The organism is Bacillus sp. VA15 (assembly GCF_055721145.1).
The window spans coordinates 140921-162798 of the sequence record NZ_JBVQPQ010000002.1 but is presented as its reverse complement, the minus strand read 5'-3'; the positions used below and the strand labels follow the sequence as shown (position 1 = coordinate 162798).

The 21878-nt window shown below is 43.2% G+C and carries 20 protein-coding genes; 13 read left to right on the top strand and 7 right to left on the bottom strand.

Going from position 1 to position 21878, the window contains the following annotated elements:
• Positions 1 to 12 precede the first annotated feature (12 nt).
• Positions 13 to 7644: a beta-ketoacyl synthase N-terminal-like domain-containing protein gene (locus AC0DBE_RS06020; protein ID WP_472961453.1), complete on the top strand. Its 7632-nt coding sequence runs from the start codon at positions 13 to 15 to the stop codon at positions 7642 to 7644.
• A gap of 42 nt (positions 7645 to 7686) precedes the next feature.
• On the opposite strand, the gene AC0DBE_RS06015 is transcribed toward AC0DBE_RS06020, so the two are convergent.
• The 4 genes from AC0DBE_RS06015 to aprX form a co-directional block, all read right to left on the bottom strand.
• Positions 7687 to 8904, bottom strand: a complete 1218-nt coding sequence (locus tag AC0DBE_RS06015; protein ID WP_472961451.1) for a cytochrome P450 family protein — start codon at positions 8902 to 8904, stop codon at positions 7687 to 7689.
• Between the two features lie 238 nt (positions 8905 to 9142).
• A complete protein-coding gene (locus AC0DBE_RS06010) occupies positions 9143 to 9499 on the bottom strand; it encodes a protein YmzB (RefSeq protein WP_079287773.1) in 357 nt (118 codons plus the stop codon).
• Between the two features lie 78 nt (positions 9500 to 9577).
• Positions 9578 to 10402: an MBL fold metallo-hydrolase gene (locus AC0DBE_RS06005; RefSeq protein WP_472961448.1), complete on the bottom strand. Its 825-nt coding sequence runs from the start codon at positions 10400 to 10402 to the stop codon at positions 9578 to 9580.
• A 108-nt stretch (positions 10403 to 10510) separates the two neighbouring features.
• Positions 10511 to 11839: a serine protease AprX gene (gene aprX / locus AC0DBE_RS06000; RefSeq protein WP_014113866.1), complete on the bottom strand. Its 1329-nt coding sequence runs from the start codon at positions 11837 to 11839 to the stop codon at positions 10511 to 10513.
• A 215-nt stretch (positions 11840 to 12054) separates the two neighbouring features.
• Between aprX and AC0DBE_RS05995 the strand changes: the two genes are divergently transcribed.
• The 3 genes from AC0DBE_RS05995 to AC0DBE_RS05985 all read left to right on the top strand — a co-directional run bounded on the left by AC0DBE_RS05995 (position 12055) and on the right by AC0DBE_RS05985 (position 13802).
• The gene (locus AC0DBE_RS05995) at positions 12055 to 12288 is read left to right on the top strand and encodes a hypothetical protein (RefSeq protein WP_041520966.1); all 234 of its coding nucleotides are present in this window, start codon (positions 12055 to 12057) and stop codon (positions 12286 to 12288) included.
• 279 nt (positions 12289 to 12567) lie between these two features.
• Positions 12568 to 13275, top strand: a complete 708-nt coding sequence (locus AC0DBE_RS05990) for a poly-gamma-glutamate hydrolase family protein (protein ID WP_014113869.1) — start codon at positions 12568 to 12570, stop codon at positions 13273 to 13275.
• Positions 13276 to 13349: 74 nt separating this feature from the next.
• Positions 13350 to 13802 carry an OsmC family protein gene (locus tag AC0DBE_RS05985; protein WP_472961444.1) on the top strand — a complete coding sequence of 151 codons (453 nt, stop codon included), beginning with the start codon at positions 13350 to 13352 and terminating at the stop codon, positions 13800 to 13802.
• Between the two features lie 11 nt (positions 13803 to 13813).
• Here AC0DBE_RS05985 and ebrB read toward each other — a convergent pair whose 3' ends face one another.
• The 3 genes from ebrB to AC0DBE_RS05970 all read right to left on the bottom strand — a co-directional run bounded on the left by ebrB (position 13814) and on the right by AC0DBE_RS05970 (position 14889).
• A complete protein-coding gene (gene ebrB, locus AC0DBE_RS05980) occupies positions 13814 to 14167 on the bottom strand; it encodes a multidrug efflux SMR transporter subunit EbrB (protein ID WP_061187512.1) in 354 nt (117 codons plus the stop codon).
• Positions 14168 to 14180: 13 nt separating this feature from the next.
• Positions 14181 to 14498: a multidrug efflux SMR transporter subunit EbrA gene (gene ebrA, locus AC0DBE_RS05975; protein ID WP_088679108.1), complete on the bottom strand. Its 318-nt coding sequence runs from the start codon at positions 14496 to 14498 to the stop codon at positions 14181 to 14183.
• A gap of 142 nt (positions 14499 to 14640) precedes the next feature.
• Positions 14641 to 14889, bottom strand: coding sequence for a hypothetical protein (locus AC0DBE_RS05970; RefSeq protein ID WP_041520968.1), 249 nt, complete (start codon positions 14887 to 14889; stop codon positions 14641 to 14643).
• An 89-nt stretch (positions 14890 to 14978) separates the two neighbouring features.
• Here AC0DBE_RS05970 and AC0DBE_RS05965 point away from each other — a divergent pair, with 89 nt between their 5' ends.
• The 9 genes from AC0DBE_RS05965 to AC0DBE_RS05925 all read left to right on the top strand — a co-directional run bounded on the left by AC0DBE_RS05965 (position 14979) and on the right by AC0DBE_RS05925 (position 21853).
• A complete protein-coding gene (locus tag AC0DBE_RS05965) occupies positions 14979 to 15392 on the top strand; it encodes a YmaF family protein (RefSeq protein ID WP_439846030.1) in 414 nt (137 codons plus the stop codon).
• Between the two features lie 99 nt (positions 15393 to 15491).
• Positions 15492 to 16436, top strand: coding sequence for a tRNA (adenosine(37)-N6)-dimethylallyltransferase MiaA (gene miaA / locus AC0DBE_RS05960; protein WP_014113874.1), 945 nt, complete (start codon positions 15492 to 15494; stop codon positions 16434 to 16436).
• A 39-nt stretch (positions 16437 to 16475) separates the two neighbouring features.
• Positions 16476 to 16697, top strand: a complete 222-nt coding sequence (hfq, locus tag AC0DBE_RS05955; protein ID WP_003221097.1) for an RNA chaperone Hfq — start codon at positions 16476 to 16478, stop codon at positions 16695 to 16697.
• A gap of 196 nt (positions 16698 to 16893) precedes the next feature.
• A complete protein-coding gene (locus tag AC0DBE_RS05950; protein WP_061187515.1) occupies positions 16894 to 17166 on the top strand; it encodes a YmzC family protein in 273 nt (90 codons plus the stop codon).
• Between the two features lie 81 nt (positions 17167 to 17247).
• Positions 17248 to 17478: a hypothetical protein gene (locus AC0DBE_RS05945; RefSeq protein ID WP_003221102.1), complete on the top strand. Its 231-nt coding sequence runs from the start codon at positions 17248 to 17250 to the stop codon at positions 17476 to 17478.
• Positions 17479 to 17721: 243 nt separating this feature from the next.
• Positions 17722 to 18114 carry a class Ib ribonucleoside-diphosphate reductase assembly flavoprotein NrdI gene (nrdI, locus tag AC0DBE_RS05940; protein ID WP_014113877.1) on the top strand — a complete coding sequence of 131 codons (393 nt, stop codon included), beginning with the start codon at positions 17722 to 17724 and terminating at the stop codon, positions 18112 to 18114.
• A complete protein-coding gene (gene nrdE / locus AC0DBE_RS05935; protein ID WP_061187516.1) occupies positions 18074 to 20176 on the top strand; it encodes a class 1b ribonucleoside-diphosphate reductase subunit alpha in 2103 nt (700 codons plus the stop codon). Before nrdI ends, nrdE begins: the two co-directional genes overlap by 41 nt.
• Before the next feature lie 17 nt (positions 20177 to 20193).
• Positions 20194 to 21183, top strand: a complete 990-nt coding sequence (gene nrdF, locus AC0DBE_RS05930) for a class 1b ribonucleoside-diphosphate reductase subunit beta (RefSeq protein WP_014113879.1) — start codon at positions 20194 to 20196, stop codon at positions 21181 to 21183.
• 49 nt (positions 21184 to 21232) lie between these two features.
• Positions 21233 to 21853 carry a hypothetical protein gene (locus tag AC0DBE_RS05925; protein WP_014113880.1) on the top strand — a complete coding sequence of 207 codons (621 nt, stop codon included), beginning with the start codon at positions 21233 to 21235 and terminating at the stop codon, positions 21851 to 21853.
• Positions 21854 to 21878 lie beyond the last annotated feature (25 nt).

The following is a 21878-nucleotide window of genomic DNA, read 5'->3' as shown; positions in this document are numbered from 1 at the left end:
GGGGAAACGCCAATGCTGAACACAGAAGACATTCTCTGTAAAATGCTTTTCGCACAATTGCAGTCCATAGGGTTTTTCACAGAACGTAAATCCCAGCCGGTATTGGAGAATTTCTATGGCAGATGGTTTGAAGAAAGCCAATCGATTTTAGAACGGCATCAATTTCTCAAGCGAACGGAGAATGGACATATTCCAACGCGCTCAATAGGGACCGTAGGTGAGCTGTGGAAGGAATGGAATGAACAAAAGTCGGACCTGCTTCAAGACAATAATATGAAAGCCATGGTGACATTGGTGGAAACAGCACTTAAAGCCTTGCCGGATATCCTGACCGGCAAGGCGTCTGCCACCGATATCCTGTTTCCGGATTCATCTATGGATTTAGTAGAAGGGGTCTATAAAAACAACCAAGTCGCAGACTATTTTAATGATGTGTTAGCGGACACGTTAACAGCCTATCTGCAAGAACGCCTGAAGCAAGAGCCTGAGGCGAAGATTCGAATATTAGAAATCGGGGCCGGAACCGGCGGTACAAGCGCGGCTGTTTTTCAAAAATTGAAAGCCTGGCAGACACATATAAAAGAATATTGCTATACAGATCTGTCGAAAGCATTTTTGATGCATGCAGAAAATAAGTACGGTCCGGACAATCCATATTTGACATATAAACGATTTAATGTGGAGGAGCCGGCATCTGAACAGCATATTGATGTGGGGAGCTATGACGTGGTCATTGCAGCGAATGTGCTGCATGCCACGAAAAATATCCGGCAGACATTGCGAAATGCAAAAGCAGTTCTGAAAAAGAATGGGCTGCTTCTCTTAAATGAAATAAGTGATCATAATATATACTCGCATTTGACGTTCGGCCTTTTGGAGGGCTGGTGGCTGTATGAGGACCCTGATCTCCGTATACCGGGCTGCCCGGGCCTGTATCCGGACACTTGGAAAATGGCGCTTGAAAGTGAGGGATATCGCTATGTTTCCTTTATGGCTGAACAATCACATCAGCTTGGCCAGCAGATCATTGCTGCTGAAAGTGACGGAGTCGTCCGTCAAAAGAAGAGAACTGAGTCGGCAGAAGATACAGGACCTACACAAATGAATGCTGTAAAAGCTCATTCACAGGAAAGCGATTCTCTCATTGAACAAACTGCACAATTTGTCATGCAGACGCTGGCAAAATCAATCAAACTATCACCAGAGCGTATTCATGAAGATACAACATTCGAGAAGTATGGAATTGATTCGATTTTGCAGGTGAATTTCATTCGTGAATTAGAAAAAGTGACGGGGGATCTTCCAAAAACCATTTTATTTGAACATAACAACACAAAAGAACTCGTTGATTATTTAGTAAAGGAGCACGAAAGCAAGCTCCGGACAGTACTGTTAAAAGAAACACCACAGCCTGCCAAAAACGAAGCTCTTGTTCAAACGGAGCGTGCAACTGCTAGTAAGCCGTTTTCTTTTACTACACGCCGTTTTGCTGGAGATCAGCAGGTTAAAGAAACGCAGCAAGCATCAAATAGCGAGATAAAAAAGGAAACGCCAAGCAATGTCCAAGAGGCCCAGACGAAAGATTCTGGTACAGAAGATATCGCAATTATCGGGATCAGCGGACGCTATCCGATGTCTGATAGTTTAGAAGAGCTATGGGCGCATTTAATCGCTGGAGACAATTGTATTACAGAGGCTCCGGAATCCAGATGGCGCACATCGTTATTGAAAACATTATCAAAAGATTCAATAAAGCCTGCAGATAAGAAGCGTTATGGCGGATTTTTACAAGATATTGAAGCATTTGACCATCAGCTTTTTGAAGTGGAGAAAAGCCGAGTGATGGAAATGACACCGGAACTCCGCTTATGTTTAGAAACCGTCTGGGAAACATTTGAGGACGGCGGCTATACCCGCACCCGGCTGGATGAACTGCGGGATGGCGACACCGGAGTGGGTGTCTTTATCGGGAATATGTATAACCAGTATTTTTGGAATATCCCATCAATAGAGCAGGCAGTCCTCAGTTCAAATGGAGGAGACTGGCATATCGCGAACCGCGTTTCCCATTTTTTCAATCTGACCGGACCGAGTATCGCTGTCAGCTCTGCATGCTCCAGTTCATTAAACGCCATTCATCTTGCCTGTGAAAGCTTGAAATTGAATAGCTGCTCTATTGCAATTGCTGGAGGGGTCAATTTAACACTTGATCTCTCAAAGTATGATTCTTTGGACCGAGCCAATCTGCTGGAAAGCGGAAATCAAAGCAAAAGTTTTGGCACAGGAACCGGGCTTGTTCCCGGGGAAGGCGTCGGAGCTGTTCTGTTAAAACCACTATCGAAGGCAATTGAGGATCAGGATCATATTTATGCTGTGATCAAAAGCAGTTTTGCCAATCATAGTGGAGGAAGACAGATGTATACAGCTCCAGATCCGAAGCAACAAGCAAAATTAATTGCCAAGTCGATTGAGCAGTCGGGCATTGATCCGGAAACTATCGGTTATATTGAATCAGCGGCAAACGGTTCAGCACTCGGCGATCCCATTGAAGTAATTGCATTGACAAACGCGTTTCAACAATACACAAATAAGAAACAGTTTTGTGCGATAGGCTCTGTCAAATCCAACTTGGGGCATTTGGAGGCGGCCTCCGGCATTTCTCAGCTGACAAAAGTGCTGCTACAGATGAAGAAGGGCACGCTGGTGCCGACAATCAACGCAACACCTGTCAATCCAAATATTAAACTGGAAAATACGGCTTTTTATCTTCAGGAACAAACGGAGCCATGGCATCGCTTGAATGATCCTGAAACCGGAAAACAATTGCCTCGCAGAAGCATGATCAATTCCTTCGGAGCGGGGGGAGCCTATGCCAATCTCATTATAGAAGAATATATAGAGACGGCTCCTGAGAGACAGATTGCTTTCCGCCAACAGGAATTTACAGCCGTTTTTTCAGCAAAAACAAAATGGAGCCTGCTCAGCTATCTTGAAAACATGCAATTGTTTTTAGAGAAGGAAGCTGCTCTGGGTATTGAACCAATTGTACAGGCTTTACACAGGAGAAATCACAATTTAGAGCATAGGGCTGCATTTACAGTAACATCGACTCAGGAACTGATCGAAAAACTAAAGATGTTCCGAACATCAAAAGAAAGCTCACTCCAGCAAGGTATTTATACATCATTCGATTTACAGCCATGTGCGGGATCAGCCCATAAGGATAAAGAAACAAACCCAGCAAAGCAATGGGCACAAGGGGCATCCATTGCTTTTAAAGAAGCAACTCAAGGGAACCGATCCGGCTGGGTTCACCTGCCACACTATGCATTTGATCATCATACAGCATTTCATTTCGATGTTCCGTCGGGTCAGGGGAAACCACCGGCTGTCGAAAGCAATATCAATCATCCGGTCATACAAGATCAATTCACATATGATGAGCCTTACGTGCGAGGCCACGTCTTTAACAATGAACGGGTGCTTGTCGGTGCAACATACAGCAGTCTGGCCATTGATGCATTTTTTAACTTGTTTCCTGAGGAAACCAGCGGCCGTATCAGCAAATTAAGTTATATCAACCCAGTTGTCATCAAACAAGGCGAGACCATTGAACTACAGGCAAACCCGCTTCAAAAAGATCAAGTCATAGAATTACAAATCATGTACCGTGAGCTGGCCTCTGATACATGGAAGCCTGCCGCCATCGGGCAATGCCAAAAAAGTTTATTTGGAACAAAAAAAGTCAATATCGAGAGCTTAAAGCAGTCATTAACCGAGCTTCATCACATCGAACAGATGTATAAAGCCGGAAACGGGCCTGAGTGGGGAGAGCTATTTAAGACGATTACTCATCTTTACAGAGACAATAGGTCGATACTGGCAAAAATTCGCCTTCCTCAAAGCGGTCTGGCAAACAGGCATCTGTACACTGTAAGCCCATTGGTAACAAACAGCGCCTACTTGGCTATCCTCAGTTTCTTAGAGCAATTTGACATTGAGGGCAGCTTCCTGCCATTTGGAATCAATGATATCCAATTTACAAAACATACGATACAAGAGGATTGTTGGCTTCTGATTACATTGGTTAAAAATACAGGTGACATGCTGCTGTTCGATGTAGATGTAATCAATGAATCGTCAGAAACAGTGCTGCGCTATTCGGGCTACTCGTTAAAGCAACTACGTATTTCAAATCACAGAGAAAATGAAAATCAGCCCATCAAAGTCAGCAATCTAAAAGACCGTATCAGAAGCTATGTAACAGATAAACTGGCAGTAAACATGGCCGACCCGTCAAAACTGTCTCTTTCAAAAGCGCATATTATGGATTTGGGGGTTGATTCCTCTCAGTTGGTTGCGCTGACAAGGGAGATGGAATCAGAAACAAAAATCGAATTAAATCCGACGTTGTTTTTTGAATATCCAACTGTTCAAGAGCTTATCGACTTTTTTGCGGACAAACATGAAGAATCATTTGTCCGGCTGTTTGGTGAAGCTGATCAGCTGCAGGAACGCCCGGCTAAAATTGATAACAAAATGAAACAGATCCCGGCACATGAGGTGAAGACGGATAAAACAATTGAACATGCGACAGACGGAATAGCCATTATCGGCATGTCGGGGCAGTTTCCGAAAGCAAACAGCGTCACGGAATTTTGGGACAACATCATTCACGGAAAGAACTGTATCTCTGAAGTGCCGAAAGAACGCTGGGACTGGCGTAAATTTGCTTCAGCTGATAAAGAGGAACAATCTAGCCTTCAATGGGGCGGATTTATAGAGGGAATAGGTGAGTTTGATCCGCTGTTTTTTGGCATATCACCTAAAGAAGCGGCACATATGGATCCGCAGGAGTTTCTGCTCTTGATACATGCATGGAAGGCGATGGAAGACGCAGGCTTAACAGGACAGGCCTTATCTAGCCGTCCGACAGGAGTGTTTGTCGCGGCCGGCAATACAGATACAGCTGTGATTCCTTCCTTAATTCCTAACCGTATCTCCTATGCACTGGATGTAAAAGGGCCAAGCGAATATTACGAAGCTGCCTGCTCCTCAGCTCTTGTGGCTTTGCACAGAGCCATACAATCAATTCGATACGGCGAATGTGAGCAAGCCATTGTCGGGGCTGTGAATTTGCTGCTTTCACCAAAAGGCTTCATTGGCTTCGACTCAATGGGATATTTGAGTGCAGAAGGACAGGCCAAATCCTTTCAAGCAGATGCGAATGGCTTTGTCAGAAGTGAAGGAGCAGGGGTTCTTATCATTAAACCTTTGCAAAAAGCCATTGAGGATTCAGATCATATATATTCGGTCATTAAAGGGACAGGTGTATCACATGGCGGCAGGGGAATGTCACTTCACGCGCCAAATCCGGTTGGTATGAAGGATGCACTGCTGAAGGCTTATCAAGGAGCGCAAATCGATCCAAAAACGGTGACCTATATAGAAGCGCATGGGATTGCCTCTCCATTAGCAGACGCGATAGAAATGGGGGCATTAACTGCAGGCTTAAGCCAGCTTGAATTGGAACTTTCACAGGAAGTACAGGAGGAAGCGCCATGTTATATCAGCAGCTTAAAGCCAAGCATCGGACACGGTGAACTGGTCTCCGGCATGGCTGCTCTCATGAAGGTCAGCATGGCAATGAAGCATCAAACAATACCAGGCATATCCGGATTTGATTCATTGAATGATCAGGTGTCAATAAAGGGCACCCGTTTCCAAATGACTGCGGAGAACCAGCAGTGGGAGGATGTAAAGGACGGCTCAGGCAGAAAAATCCCGCGCAGAGCGAGTATCAACAGCTATAGCTTTGGAGGCGTAAATGCGCACGTCATTTTAGAAGAATACATTCCTTCACCAAAAGCACCGATTCATATGAATGAGAATGAAGCTCACATTGCGGTTCTTTCTGCAAGGAATCAAGACAGGCTAAAAGCAGTTATTCAACAGCAGCTTGATTATGTGAACAAACAACAAGAACTGTCATTACAACATTATGCTTTTACACTTCAAACCGGACGAGAGGAGATGGGAGACCGGCTGGCGCTGGTCGTCCGCAATAAAGAAGAGCTGGTAACCGGCTTGCAAGACTGCTTAACAGCCGCGGAAAAAGGCGAAAAGCCGAAAAGTTCTGTACCTGTCTTTAGCGGAAATGCGGAAGAGGGCTCGTCAGATATCGAAGCCTTGCTGGATGGTCCATTAAGAGAAATGGTGATAGAGACTTTGTTGTCTGAAAACAACCTTGAAAAGATTGCATTTTGCTGGACAAAAGGGGTGCAAATCCCGTGGGAGCAGCTTTATCAAGGAAAAGATGCTTGCAGAATACCGTTGCCAACCTATCCATTTGAAAAGAGAAGTTGCTGGAATGGCTTTCAAGCAATAGAGAATACGCCTTCTGTTTCACATGATGAGCATATCAACATCCGCGATCATCACATGTTAGCTGATGTATTAGGGATGGCTCCAGAAGAATTGCATCCTCATAAGCAATTGCAACATTACGGATTTGATTCGATTTCTTGCATACAGTTATTACAGCAATTGCAATCAAAGGTTGACCCTCTCATCACCTTGGCGGAGCTGCAAGCATGCCAAACTGTACAGGACATGACGGACTTGATCGCAAAGAAACAGGAGGATGCATCTTTACAAAATGATCATGCTCGCACGTTTGCGGAATTGATACCGTTAAATGACGGTAAGCGGGGGCGCCCTGTATTTTGGTTTCATGGCGGGGTAGGAGGCGTTGAAATCTATCAGCAATTTGCACAAAAAAGCCAGCGCCCTTTTTATGGTATTCAAGCCAGGGGATTTATGACTGATCATGATCCTTTACATGGAATTGAACAAATGGCTTCCTATTATATAGAGATCATTCGAGCTATACAGCCGGAAGGCCCTTATGATGTAGGCGGATATTCCTTAGGCGGAATGATTGCATATGAAGTCACACGCCAGCTCCAAAATAAAGGTCTTTCTGTCAAAAGCATGGTGATGATTGACTCTCCATACAGTTCTGAGACGAAAGAGTATGAGGCTTCTATGAAAGCGTCAATGCTGCAAACAATCAATACGATGCTGGCATCGATTGCAAATCCGGATAAGCTTACTGACGTTCTCATCAGCCGTGAAGAGGTAGACACCAGCACAGAGGAAGAAGAATTCCTGTCTGAGCTGATTGATTTGGCAAAAAAACGGGGATTAAATAAACCGGAGAAGCAAATACGTGCGCAGACGAAGCAAATGATGAAAACACAGTGTGCCTATGATGTTGAATCGTATACTGTACAGCCTCTGCCTAACCCTGAGGCGGTAAAATGTTATTACTTCCGCAACAAAAGCAGGTCTTTCTTTGGTGATTTAGACATTTATTTCACTTTCTCAAATGAAAAAACATCGTTCGATCAAGCTGCCTACTGGGAGGAATGGGAGCGGCAAATTCCCCATTTCAACCTGATAGATATCGATTCAAGCAACCACTTCATGATATTAACGGAACCTAAAGCGTCCAAAGCCATGTTAGAATTTTGCGAAAAACTCTATTCAAATAAGGGAGTAGTAAACGCGAATTTCCTTAAGGCTTTCCGGAAAAAACATGAAGCGAAAGAAGAAAAAGAAGATGAATTGGTGAAGCGCTGAGAAACACAAACGCCCCCTATTTAAGGGGGCGTTTTGAATATGTTATTTTGAAAGTGAAACAGGGAGACATTCTAACCCTCTTAAAAAGACATTTTTTCTCCATTGAATGTCATTAGGCGCTGCCGCGAGTTCAATATCCGGAAATCTCTTTAGAAGCGCGTTGAACGCAATGTGGCCTTCCAGTCTGGCAAGCGGTGCTCCTAAGCAGAAATGAATGCCAAAGCCGAAAGAAATATGTCTGTTAGGCGATCGATTTAGATTTAATGTTTCCGGGTTCTCAAAAAAGTTTGGATCGCGATTGGCAGATCCGATGCCTATAAAGATCATGTCTCCTCTTTTGATCGAATGCCCCTTGTATGTAAAGTCCTCGATGGCCCACCGATTTGCCATCATAACGACAGGCGAGGTGTATCGCAGCAATTCTTCAACTGCTGTAGCGATCATTTCGGGATGCTGCTTCAGTTTTTCGAACTCCTCCTTGTGCTGAAGCAATGCGAGGGTGCCTGATCCGAGTAAATTAACGGTTGTTTCAAGGCCCGCTACAACCAGCAAAAACAGCATCGAATAAAGCTCTTTTTCACTTAACTTGCTGCCGTTTTCATCAGCATGCACAAGCTTACTGATTAAATCGTCCTTTGGCTGTATTCTTCTGTCATGGATCAGCTTGGCGATATAGTATTTAAATTCACGAAGGGCTTGATTTGTCAGCTCTCTGTTACTTTCAGAGGTATCAACCATCGCATTGGTCCAGATTTGAAATTGTGCCCGATCCTCTTTAGGAATTCCCATCAATTCAGATATAACAATAAAAGGCAAAGGGGATGCGAAGGATTTCATGATGTCCACTTTATTTTCTTTTTCCATTTCATCTAAAAGCTGTTCAGAAATTTGTTCGATGCTGCCGCGCAGATTTTCAATGGTGCGGGGAGTAAATGCTTGATGAACAAGTGATCTTAAGCGGGTATGGTCAGGTGTGTCTTTTGCCAGCATATGATCGGATACGAAATCGATATCCTCGCTGACGTTGAGCATTTTGATTTGTTCTTGGCTCATCACGTTTTTAACGTCTCTTGTAATTCGATTGTCTTTTAAAAAGGCCATACAATCATCATATCGGGTGATTAACCAAGCCGGATATGTGCCTCCGAATCGTTTTAATTCAAATCGGTGAATGGGATCTTCCTCTCTAAATCGGCCCAATACTGAAAAAGGATTTTGATGAAATTCTTTACCATGCGGATGAAACATCAATTTTTCCATGTGCATTCTCCTCGCCTAAAATAGGGTAAATTGGTAATTTCATTTTGTTATACAAGTTGCAGGTTGCAAAAAACAGAATTGTTTGAAACTTGATCCTGTCTCTAAAACTATATATCTATTCTAGGCGGCATTCAATAGGGTGAAGAACGAAAAAATGAAAAAGTGGCGTCATGTAAAGCAGCGCCTTTGAATGAAAGCTCAAAGGCGCTAAGCTGTATTATTTTGATGAAAGTGACTATCAGCTGTGCTGGATATCAAATGTATATACTGCACGATCTGTTACAACCTTCAATCCTTCGTTTTCTTGGTGAATATGAATATCGCCTAATAAAGGAATCTCATAGGCATTTTGCGGAAGCGGTACGTCGCCGTCCTCAGTGAATGTTGTTCCTTCGCCTTCTAAAACGAGTTCTTCTTTTGCAACATAGTCATCAGGATGATTCGTGCTGCGTATACCCACTTTTTGAAGATGGAGAACAATCTGATCCAGGTCTGAAATCTCTTCATCATGGGTCAATTCACCTTTTCTAATATCAAGCGTTTGGCCGACTTTTGATTCCAGCCATTGAGAAAGCTGTGTATTCGTGTGTGCCATCAATATTCCTCCTTTTGATCTACACGATACTATTCCCAATTGCTGCATCTTTTACACGGAAAAGAGCCGCCTCATTCTCTATGTATGAAACAATTCGCTGTTCAGAGCCTTGATATAACGTACGGCCGAACGCTGGACTGCTTCGCCGGCATTCTCTCTGACAACTTTAGAAAAAGCATTATAAATCCGGTTAAATTGAAGCGGTTTCACTTTGGCTGCTATTTCTTCAACTTTGGAGGCGGGGAGGGGAATGAGATTTGGATAGCTGTACATAAAGCTGACCCAGTTCCGGTCGGCCGCAACCGTAATGACATCCCCGGTCAACAGACAGCCTTTCCCTTCATTGCCCTTGCTCCAATGCAGAACAGCACCGCCTTTAAAATGTCCGCCCAGTCGGTAAAGGTCCAGTCCCGGCTTCACGTTGAGCGTTTCCCCTGACCAGAAGTGAATGTGATTGCTTGGTCTTGTCACCCATTCTTTGTCATCCTCATGGATATAGATCGGGGCCTGAAATGCTTCAGCCCACTCAACCTGAGTAGAGTAATAATGTGGATGAGACAAAGCGATGGCCTGAATACCGCCTAATTCGTTGATTTGGTCAATTGTCTTTTGGTCAAGATATGTAATGCAATCCCACAGCACATTGAAGCCCTTATGCTGGATAAGATGGGCTGTTTGTCCGATCGCAAACTCTGGTTCAGTTTTGATGCTGTAAAGATGCTCTTCCTCCTTTTTGAGGATGTTTTGGAGGTTTTCTTTCTCACGCATGTCTTCAAGGGTTGTCCAAGATTGTCCATCCGGATGAATATACTGCCTTTCGTCATCGCAAATCAGACATGAGTTCGGCGAATTTACAGTCTGCGCATGTTGTACTCCGCATGTTTTGCAGATATAATATGGCACTTTTTCACTTCCTTCATCCATTTTCTATTATTTTATCCCATTATTATGGAAATTCAAAACATAAAGCCGGCAGTTCTGCAGAGAGAATTGCCGGCTTTATGGTACTGTCTATTGGCCAGGAACGGAATTTTCTGCGTTGACGGCGCCCGCTCCGTAAACATTCGGATCTTCATCTTTCCATTTGTCCGTGCCGTTTTTCAAAAGCTCTTTCACTTCATCAGGTGTAAGATCCGGATTTTGCTGAAGGATTAAAGCTGCAATTCCTGCACAGATCGGTGTTGCCATCGATGTTCCTGACATTGTAAAATACTGAGATCCTACACGGCTTGATTTTTGAAGCTTATCGATATAAGAATTGGGAGAGCGCAGGGAAATAATATTAACACCCGGCGCTAAAATATCGGGCTTTTCTTTCCCGTACACTGTCGGCCCGCGGCTTGAGAAGGAAGCGACCGTATCATCATCGCTGTTTGCGGTATTGTTATCGTCAAGGGCACCTACTGTAATCACCTTTTCGCTCACGCCCGGGCTTGCAATGGTTTGTGGATCAGGCCCTGAGTTTCCGGCAGCGACACAGACGACAATCCCTGCGTTCCACGCTTCTTCAACCGCTCTGACTAACGGGTCTTCTTGTTCATTATCATATCGAAGCGCATCGCCACCGAGCGACATACTGATAATATCAATCGGTTCATTCGGGTTGTCCTCATTGTATTGAATACACCACTCTACACCTTCAATAATATCAGCTAACGTTCCCGAACCTTGCTTGTTCAAAACCTTCACACCGATTAGATTGGCTTCCGGTGCAGGCCCGCGGTATTGGCCAGAAGAGGATGCGCCGCTGCTTGCAACATCACCTGCACAGTGTGTGCCATGACCATTATCATCATACGGTTCTGTTTTTTGATTGACCATGTCCGCGAATCCGATAATTCTGCCTTCTAAATCAGGATGCGGGTAGATTCCTGTATCGACAACAGCGACAGTAACACCTTTTCCAGTCAGGGTCTGCCCGTTTCTGACGACTTCCTTCGCGTGGCTTGCTTCGGTTGCCGTGTCCAGTAGCGCTTTGACTTCGCGGTTTAAATACACTTTGCGGATATCACTGCATTCAGATAGAAGGGAATGTAACGCTGAAGGGGTCACCTCGGCGCTGCAGCAATTGATTTTATTGAATCGGCTTTTTAACTTGCTGCGTTTTTCTTTTTGCAGTACCTCTCCAGCCATTTGACAGCCGGTCTCGTGACAGCCTTCTTCAAATTCAATAATGACTGACATTTTTTTTCTGTTTTTCAATTTGGTTTCGAAAAACTGATGCAAGAAGCAAGGAGTCCATTTGAAGGGCTTGTAAAGCTGCAAGACGCTTTCCCGTAACGGCCAATCTAGCTTATGAGCATTTGCTCTCACCATTTGTACCATAGAGTACCCAAACATGTATTTTCCTCCTATTATAAGGTTCACTGTATACTCTATGAACAGATGATAGTTTTGGTAAGTTTGTTTGTCCTTTATAAGAGGCGGACAAGAGTTGGTTTTTATGAATCTTTCGAATTAGATTCAGGAGTTGTGGCAATCATTGGGGATTGAAAAGGAACGTTTGTTCGTATTATAATATTGTCATATTAAACTGGCAAAGGGAGAGCAGCTGTATGAATTTCTTCTTTCATCGGTCTTTGGAAAGCCAAATACCAATTAGCATTATATATATGAAGAAAGACGGAACGATTAGTAAAAGAACAATTATTGTAAGACAGAAAAGCCAAACGCAAATCAAAGCATTTTGTTTTTCGAAACAACAGATCAGAACGTTTTTGTTGGATTCGATCCTCTCCTGTGACTTTGTGAGAACAAATAAACAAAACCTCTATTTGGCAGACAGATAACAGGCTGTCCGTCTCAGCAACTGGGCAGCCGCTAATAAAACCCTCCTTAAACCTCTATACATGTAATTGCCAAGTGAGGTTATTCCTACCTTTTTTATCTTTCCTCTCAATCTTTTTTCACTCATATTTCAAATGAACCGCTATTAACCGTGACAATCAATTGATTTTTTGAAACCGGGAACTTTTTCACTGATGATATAGCGTATACAATGGTAAGATAAAACCTATTGGCTAAACCTCATATAATGAACCGTGCCATTCTTATGAAAGGAGTTAAACATGAGAAGATTTATACTAAATGTCATATTAGTCTTAGCCATTGTCTTATTCCTGAGATATGTTCATTACTCATTAGAACCTGAACCATCTAATCAGCCAGATACATATTCAAATTTCAGCAGCTTGGCAGAAAATGAGAGCCCAGCCGATTATGATATTTCTTATAGTGAGAAAAAAGGAAGCAAAGTGTTAATTATGTCTCCACACGGCGGAAGAATTGAAGGCGGAGTAAGCGAGCTTGTGCGGTATTTCAATAATGAATTCTCTACATACCTGTTTGAAGGGTTGAAGTCACACGATAACCAAACGCTTCACATTACAAGCACCAACTTTGATGAGCCATTGGCCGAAAAGAAAATCAAGGAGCATCAATATGTTGTGGCTTTTCACGGATATAAAGGAGAGAACAAGAATACACTTGTTGGAGGCACAGATCGAAAGCGGGCGAAAATGATCGTAAGAGCCCTTGAGAGAAGAGGGTTTTCCGCTGAGTTAGCGTCGTCTAAAAGCGGTCTTGCTGGGTTGAGTGCCGAAAACATTAACAACCAAGGGGAAACGGGGCTGAGTATCCAGCTGGAAATCAGCCGCGAGCAGAGAGAAGCATTTTTCGATGATTTTTATTATAAAAATAGGAAATACACAAAGAACAGTGAATTTTATGCTTATGTGAGTGCGATCAAAAGTGTCCTTGAAAAAGAGTATTCGTAATAAGCAGATCAGAAGACAAAATAAGAGAAGATCAGTAGACTGAAATAGGATTATAAAAGGAGGCAAAACATACGATGGCAGAACATCATTTTTATTTAAAAGCGAACTGGCCAGGCAACCGCAATGATGTCGGTACGATCGAAAGCGGGAACTTAATCACATCTATTTCCATTCCTAAAGAAATGGATGGACCGGGAGAGGGGACCAACCCAGATGAAATGCTTCTCGGGGCGGCAGCGACCTGTTACATTATTACACTTGCTGCAATGATGGAAAGAAGCGGGCTGGAAAAGGAAGACTTGCAGATGGAGTCAGAAGGTATTGTCGACGTCACAAAAGGAGTTTTTACATATAAAAAGATCATTCATCGTCCCTCTGTCGTGCTCAAACATGATGCCTCACAAGAAGATGTCACATTGGCGCACAAGCTTTGTGAAAAGGCGGAATCGTCATGCATGATTTCACGCGCAATTCAAGGAAATGTCGAGCTGCAGCTTGAAGCCTCCGTAAAACGGGCTGGAGAATAAGAAACAGACGGTCACTCACAGACCGTCTGTTTTTTATCTTTAGCAGGGGCTTTCGACTGATTTAACACGACGACGCCTGCAATGACAAGCGTGAGCCCGAACACTCCCTTTAAGCTGATGGTTTCGCCAAAAAGCAAAAACCCGACAATGGCTGTAAGCGCCGTTCCAACGCCAGACCATGTCGCATACGCGCTTGATAAGTCAATTGTTTTTAAAGAAAAGCTTAGAAAGGTAAAAGCAGAAAGAAATCCGGCAATGACTCCGACAATGGGCCAGGCTTGTGTAAATCCTTCTGAAAGCTTCAGCATTGTGCTCCCGAAAACCTCAGATACAATGGCAAGAGCCAAATAAAGCAATCCTTTCATCATTATCACTCCTTTACTGCCAGTTAAGTAACACGACCCCTGATATTAATAAAAGAATCCCGATAAGCCCTTTGACATTCAATTCTTCCTTAAACCATTTCACTCCGATCACTGCCGTCAGCACCGTGCCTGCACCGCTCCAAGTCGCATACGAGAGGCTGAGGGGGATATGGTTTAAGGTCAGCGACAGCATATAAAAGGCGAGGGAATAGCCAATCACGACTAAAGCGCTTGGCTTCCACTTTTTGAAACCGTCAGATACTTTCAACATGGCCGCTCCTATCGATTCCGAGCATATGGCAATCGTGAGGAATATATATCCTACCAACATCTTAAATTCTCCTCACTTCAACTGCATTTTTAGATTTGAAAAGATCTTCAGCTAGAAAAATATTAGTGTATGCCTATGTATGAGTCAAGAGATTCATTTTCAATCACCTAAAAAGACCCCTTTTTGAAGAGGCCTTTTGTGTTTAATAGTAGTAAGGGAATGGGGCGTACGGATAATAGGGATATCCGCCATAAAAATAAGGATTAAATAAAGCGCTTCCTACAAGCCCGCCAACTAGGCCGCCGAAAAAAGGTCCCCCGTAAAAACCGAAAGGCCGGCCAAACCCAAATCCAGGTCTTCCAAACCCGTAGCCGAATCCAGGTCTTCCAAATCCGAAAGGCCTTCCAAATATTCTTGTATCTTCAGCAGTGAAATGTTCTATCTCGTTCATTTTTTCTTGCCTCCTGTAATAAAGTGTAGATGATGCAGTGTATTCAGCCTACCCAGATTTGATTGGGCGTTTGATGAAAAAGAAGGGATGTGATCACATTGGGCCTGTATCCGTCTGACTGGTCAAAAGCGCCGCCTCACGCACATGCTTATCATGTCAAAACGACGAGAGAACAGGAACATTATCATCTCATTGAAGGATTTACTCAGCCGGCTAATGGATCGAATACCGATCAGCATACACATTACTTTACAGGGATCACTTCTTTTGAAAGCGGCCATTTTCACCGGTATTACGGAATCTCAGGACCTGCGATTCCCTTAGCGGACGGCACCCATTATCACGAAATCGAGGAAACGACGTATCTGGCCTATAATGAACCGATTGAGATCCGGTACGGAGGCGTGGTGTATGATCCGAAAGATGACGGAAGAAAAACGCATCGGCATGCCCTGAAAGGAAAGACGAGAGAAATCGTCGGCAATGAGCCGCTCGGGTGGTAGAAGAATGTTTACCAGTGCAAAAAAAGGGCAAAATGGATAGGTGGTTGTACATGATGAATGCTATAATGGGGGGAGATTTATAAAAGAGAGTGATACACATTGAATAATACGAAGCAGCCCGTTGTCATTTTAGTCGGACCGACGGCAGTGGGGAAAACAAATTTAAGTATTCAGCTAGCCAAATCCTTGAACGCGGAAATTATCAGCGGTGATTCGATGCAGGTTTATAAGGGGATGGATATTGGAACAGCTAAAATTACTGAACAGGAGATGGAGGGAGTGACCCATCATCTGATTGACATTTTAGATCCCCAAGATTCCTTCTCCACCGCCGATTACCAAGGCTTAGTGAGAAACAAAATAAGTGAGATTGCAAAAAGAGGAAAGCTTCCGATGATTGTCGGCGGTACAGGGCTTTATATACAGTCTGTGCTTTACGATTATACATTTACGGAAGAGGCGAACGATCCTGCGTTTCGACAGAGCCTGCAAGTAGCTGCCGAGCGGGAAGGCGCTGACTTTCTTCATGCCAAACTTGCAGAAGCAGATCCCGAGGCAGCAGCTGCGATTCATCCCAATAATACAAGAAGAGTCATTCGCGCGCTGGAAATTTTACATACGTCTGGAAAAACGATGTCTCAGCATTTGAAGGAACAAAAACGAGAACTTCTGTACAATGCAGTGTTAATCGGACTGACAATGGATAGAGACACGCTTTACGCAAGAATTAATCAGCGGGTCGATATGATGATGGAGGCAGGTCTTCTTCCAGAAGTGAAACGCCTCTACGACAGGAACGTGAGAGACTGTCAATCGATACAGGCGATAGGCTATAAGGAGCTATATGCATATTTTGACGGTTTTGTGACACTTTCTGATGCCGTCGATCAGCTAAAGCAGAACTCAAGGCGGTATGCGAAACGCCAGCTGACGTGGTTTCGCAACAAAATGCAGGTTACCTGGTTCGATATGACACCGCCCGTTGATATGGAGCTGAAAAAAAAGGAAATTTTCACACATATAGCAGGAAAACTCGAACTTTAATCGAAACTGTATGATATAGAGAATCAAGGAGGACGAAACATGAAACCGATTAATATTCAGGATCAGTTTTTGAATCAAATCCGGAAAGAAAATACGTATGTCACTGTTTTTTTGCTGAATGGCTTTCAGTTGCGTGGCCAGGTGAAAGGCTTTGATAACTTTACCGTATTACTGGAATCGGAAGGTAAGCAGCAGCTTATATATAAACATGCGATCTCAACGTTTGCGCCGCAAAAAAACGTCCAGCTTGAACTCGAATAGATCAAAAAATACCATGTCAAGGCATGGGGAGGCTGTCGGGGGAATCCCGGCAGCCATTTTTTAAAATTGATCCACTTCCGTTCCAAGCTTTTTTGTAAGCAGACCATGCCAAGGCACGGTCTTTTTTTATGAAATCAACATATGCAAGACTAACTTGAATATCATGTAAAAATCACAATCTGGGAGTGACGCGACCTTGTTTGAAAGTGAAGCAGAACTGAGACGAATCAGGATTGCGCTTGTGTGGATAGCTGTATTTTTGCTGTTCGGGGCGTGTGGGAACCAAGAAACCATCATTGAAACAGACAGCGGCAATTCAGACTATGAAACGCCTCAGCCAACCTCGTTCCCGCTTGAACATAATCATTTTGGCGTTGTGGAGGACGGCTATATCAAAATTTATGAGTATAATGAGTCCCGCAATGAGGTAAAGCTGAAGAAAGAATACGCGGATGATGAGCTTGAATAAAATTCACAAGCATCCGAATTTACAAAGCGGATGCTACCCGCTAAACTAAATACAGACACAGATCAAACAGAGGGTGAAAAAATGAAGCATAAAGTGATCGTGAATCATTGGGAAGAAATTTGCGAAGATGATTCTTGCTATGAATACGGAACAAGCATCATTGTGAACGGAAAAGAATTAGTCAGAGAAGCGTCAATTATCAGCGCTTTGAAGGCGGTTTTAGAAGAGATCGGTGCGGATGTTGAAATAGAAGAAACAGTAGAGAGCGAAAAATGCTGTGATAGCTTAAGAAAAAAAAATCTAGACTACTAAGCAGTTTTTTTTCATGTTATGATATACATCGGCTTAAAAACGACACCCCGAGTAGGACGAGAGATGATTCTCGTTCTGCTCTCTTTTTTGGGCCCTAATGAGTCTGCCCATTTGCCTGATTTGATCAAAATATGAATTTTTCATAAAAACAAATCTATATATTGTGTTTTTGATAGAGGGTAGTATACTATATATAGTGTTAGTGATGAGAGATTCATATTTTTTGATAGGTCGTGATAAAACGTGGTACAAATCATATTTGATTCGAAAACAGGGAATGTTCAGCGGTTTGTGAATAAAACAGGCTTTCAGCAGATACGCAAGGTGGACGAAATTGATCACTTGGACACTCCGTTTGTTTTGGTCACCTACACGACAAACTTCGGTCAGGTACCGGCATCAACACAATCATTTCTCGAAAAATACGCCCATCTTTTATTAGGAGTCGCTGCGAGCGGCAATAAAGTATGGGGCGATAACTTTGCAAAAAGCGCCGATACCATTTCAAGACAATATCAGGTGCCGATCTTGCACAAATTTGAACTCAGCGGCACATCTAAAGACGTTGAATTGTTTACTCAGGAGGTAGAAAGAGTTGTCACAAAATCAAGTGCCAAAATGGATCCAGTTAAATAACGAAATCATGATCCAAAAAGATGGAAAATTCCAGTTTGATAAGGATAAAGAGGCTGTACATAGCTATTTTGTAGACTATATCAATCAAAACACAGTTTACTTTCACGATTTAAAAGAGAAGCTGGATTATTTGATTGAAAACCAATACTACGAAGAGGAATTCTTAAGCCTTTATTCTTTTGAAGACATTAAAGAAGTGTTTAAGACAGCTTACGCTAAGAAGTTTCGTTTTCCTTCCTTCATGAGTGCGTTTAAATTCTATAATGACTATGCTTTGAAAACGAATGACAAAAAAAGAATCCTCGAGCGTTATGAGGACCGGATCTCAATTGTTGCGCTGTTCTTCGCAAACGGCGACACTGAGAAAGCAAAAGAATATGTGAACCTGATGATCAATCAGGAATACCAGCCGAGCACACCCACATTTTTGAACGCCGGCAGAAAACGCCGCGGAGAACTTGTGAGCTGCTTCCTGCTCGAAGTCAATGATTCATTAAACGATATTTCAAGAGCGATCGATATCTCTATGCAGCTTTCTAAACTGGGCGGCGGGGTTTCTCTTAACCTGTCCAAGCTTCGCGCGAAAGGTGAAGCCATTAAAGATGTTGAAAACGCCACAAAAGGCGTTGTAGGCGTCATGAAGCTTCTAGATAACGCGTTCCGTTATGCTGACCAAATGGGGCAAAGACAAGGATCTGGCGCGGCGTACTTAAACATTTTCCACCGCGATATCAATGATTTTCTCGATACGAAAAAGATTTCAGCGGATGAAGATGTGCGTGTCAAAACGCTATCTATCGGTGTTGTCATTCCGGATAAGTTCGTTGAGCTTGCACGTGAAGACAAAGCGGCTTACGTATTTTATCCGCACACGATTTATAAAGAGTACGGCCAGCACATGGATGAGATGGATATGAACGAAATGTACGACAAGTTTGTCGACAACCCTCGGGTGAAAAAGGAAAAGATCAACCCGCGGAAATTGCTTGAAAAACTGGCGATGCTTCGCTCTGAATCAGGCTATCCATACATCATGTTCCAAGATAACGTGAATAAAGTGCATGCAAATAACCATATTTCCAAGGTGAAATTTTCTAACCTTTGCTCTGAAGTGCTGCAGGCATCTCAGGTTTCTTCATACACAGACTATGATGTAGAAGATGAAATCGGTTTGGATATTTCCTGCAACCTGGGTTCGCTTAACATTCTCAACGTCATGGAGCACAAATCAATCGAAAAGACAGTTAAGCTTGCGACAGACTCTTTAACACACGTGTCTGAAACGACTGATATCCGCAATGCGCCTGCTGTAAGACGGGCAAACAAAGCGATGAAATCAATCGGTCTCGGCGCTATGAACCTTCACGGCTACCTTGCGCAAAACGGTATTGCGTATGAAAGTCCGGAAGCGCGTGACTTTGCAAACACGTTCTTTATGATGGTGAACTTCTACTCTATCCAGCGTTCTGCGGAAATCGCAAAAGAGAAGGGCGAAACGTTTGATCAATATGAAGGATCAACCTATGCGACAGGTGAATACTTCGACAAATACGTTTCAACTGATTTCTCACCGAAATACGAAAAAATTGCTAACCTGTTTGAAGGTATGCATATCCCGACGAGAGAAGACTGGGAAAAGCTAAAAGCATTTGTAGCTGAACACGGCATGTATCACAGCTACAGATTATGCATTGCGCCGACAGGCTCGATCTCATACGTTCAATCAAGCACGGCGTCTGTTATGCCGATTATGGAACGGATTGAAGAAAGAACATACGGCAACTCAAAAACGTACTACCCAATGCCTGGGCTTGCATCTAATAACTGGTTCTTCTATAAAGAAGCCTACGATATGGACATGTTCAAGGTTGTAGATATGATCGCGACTATCCAGCAGCACATTGATCAGGGAATCAGCTTCACATTGTTCTTAAAAGACACAATGACGACTCGTGATTTAAACCGAATCGATCTGTATGCACATCACAGAGGAATTAAAACCATTTACTATGCAAGAACGAAAGATACTGGGCAAGACAGCTGCCTTTCTTGTGTTGTTTGATTAAAGGAGAGTTTATAGTGACGAAAATTTATGACGCAGCAAACTGGTCAAAGCATGAAGACGATTTTACCCAAATGTTCTATAACCAAAACGTGAAACAGTTCTGGCTTCCGGAAGAGATTGCTTTAAACGGCGATCTCCTCACATGGAAGTATCTCGGAAAAAACGAGCAGGACACTTATATGAAGGTACTGGCCGGACTGACTCTTCTTGATACAGAGCAGGGGAATACGGGGATGCCGATCGTGGCTGAACACGTTGACGGCCACCAGCGGAAAGCGGTGCTGAACTTTATGGCGATGATGGAGAACGCTGTCCATGCGAAGTCGTACTCTAATATTTTCATGACCCTGGCACCGACTGAAACGATTAATGAAGTATTCGAATGGGTTAAACAAAATAAATATTTGCAGAAAAAAGCGCAAATCATCGTCGGACTTTACAAAGCGATTCAAAAAGATGACGAGATTTCACTGTTCAAAGCGATGGTTGCTTCCGTCTATCTGGAAAGCTTCCTTTTCTACAGCGGTTTCTATTATCCGTTATATTTCTACGGACAAGGAAAACTAATGCAAAGCGGGGAAATTATTAACTTGATCCTTCGTGATGAAGCGATTCACGGCGTCTATGTGGGTCTCCTTGCTCAGGAAATTTACAATAAGCAGACAGAAGAGAAAAAAGCAGAGCTTCGCGAATTTGCGATCGACCTTCTGAATGAGTTATATGAAAATGAGCTTGAGTATACAGAAGACTTGTACGATCAAGTTGGACTCTCACACGATGTAAAGAAATTCATCCGCTATAATGCCAATAAAGCGCTGATGAACCTTGGATTTGATCCATATTTTGAAGAAGAAGATATCAATCCGATCGTTTTAAACGGATTAAATACAAAAACAAAATCACATGACTTCTTCTCTATGAAGGGGAACGGTTATAAAAAGGCGACAGTTGAGCCGCTCAAAGACGATGACTTTTATTTTGGAGATGAAAAAGAGCAGATATAATATCTGCTCTTTTCGGCTTGAAGGTTCAAATGAGGAGGACGCAGTAACCATGGGAAAAATGGACGAAATGATTTTAGTCGCCCCGCGCGATGACGTGTTTAAGAAAGAAAGCTTAACCTTCCAGGGTGTGAACAGTGAAGATAGCAAAGTAGCAGAAATCATGGCTCAGATCGAAGCAGGCTATCGTGAAATGAGAAGGGGAGACGCAGAAGAAGATCCGCATTTCAAGCAGCCGATTCCTTATGTCGTCATTAAGCGCGAAGATGAAGTTTTCCTTTACGAGCGGCTGGCTGGCGGAGGGGAATCACGTCTGCACAATAAGCTTTCTCTCGGCTTTGGAGGCCATATGAACTCCATCGAAGGAGCAGCCTCATTTGCTGAAGTCTTAAAGCTGAACACAGACCGTGAGCTTGACGAAGAACTGCAAATAAATGAAGAGGATAAACAGGCGATTGTCACACTGGGACTCATCAATGATGATGAAAACAGTGTCGGCAAAGTGCATATCGGTATTCTTTCTGCGCTTCAATTACAGCCAGGCTCACAAGTGGAAGTGAAGGAGAAAGAACAAATTGCTGGAAAATGGATGAAAGTCTCTGAATTAAAACAGGACGACATCTATAACCGTCTGGAAACATGGTCACAATTTGTTGTTGATATCCTTGAATAAAAAAACCCGGTTTCTCGTGATGAGG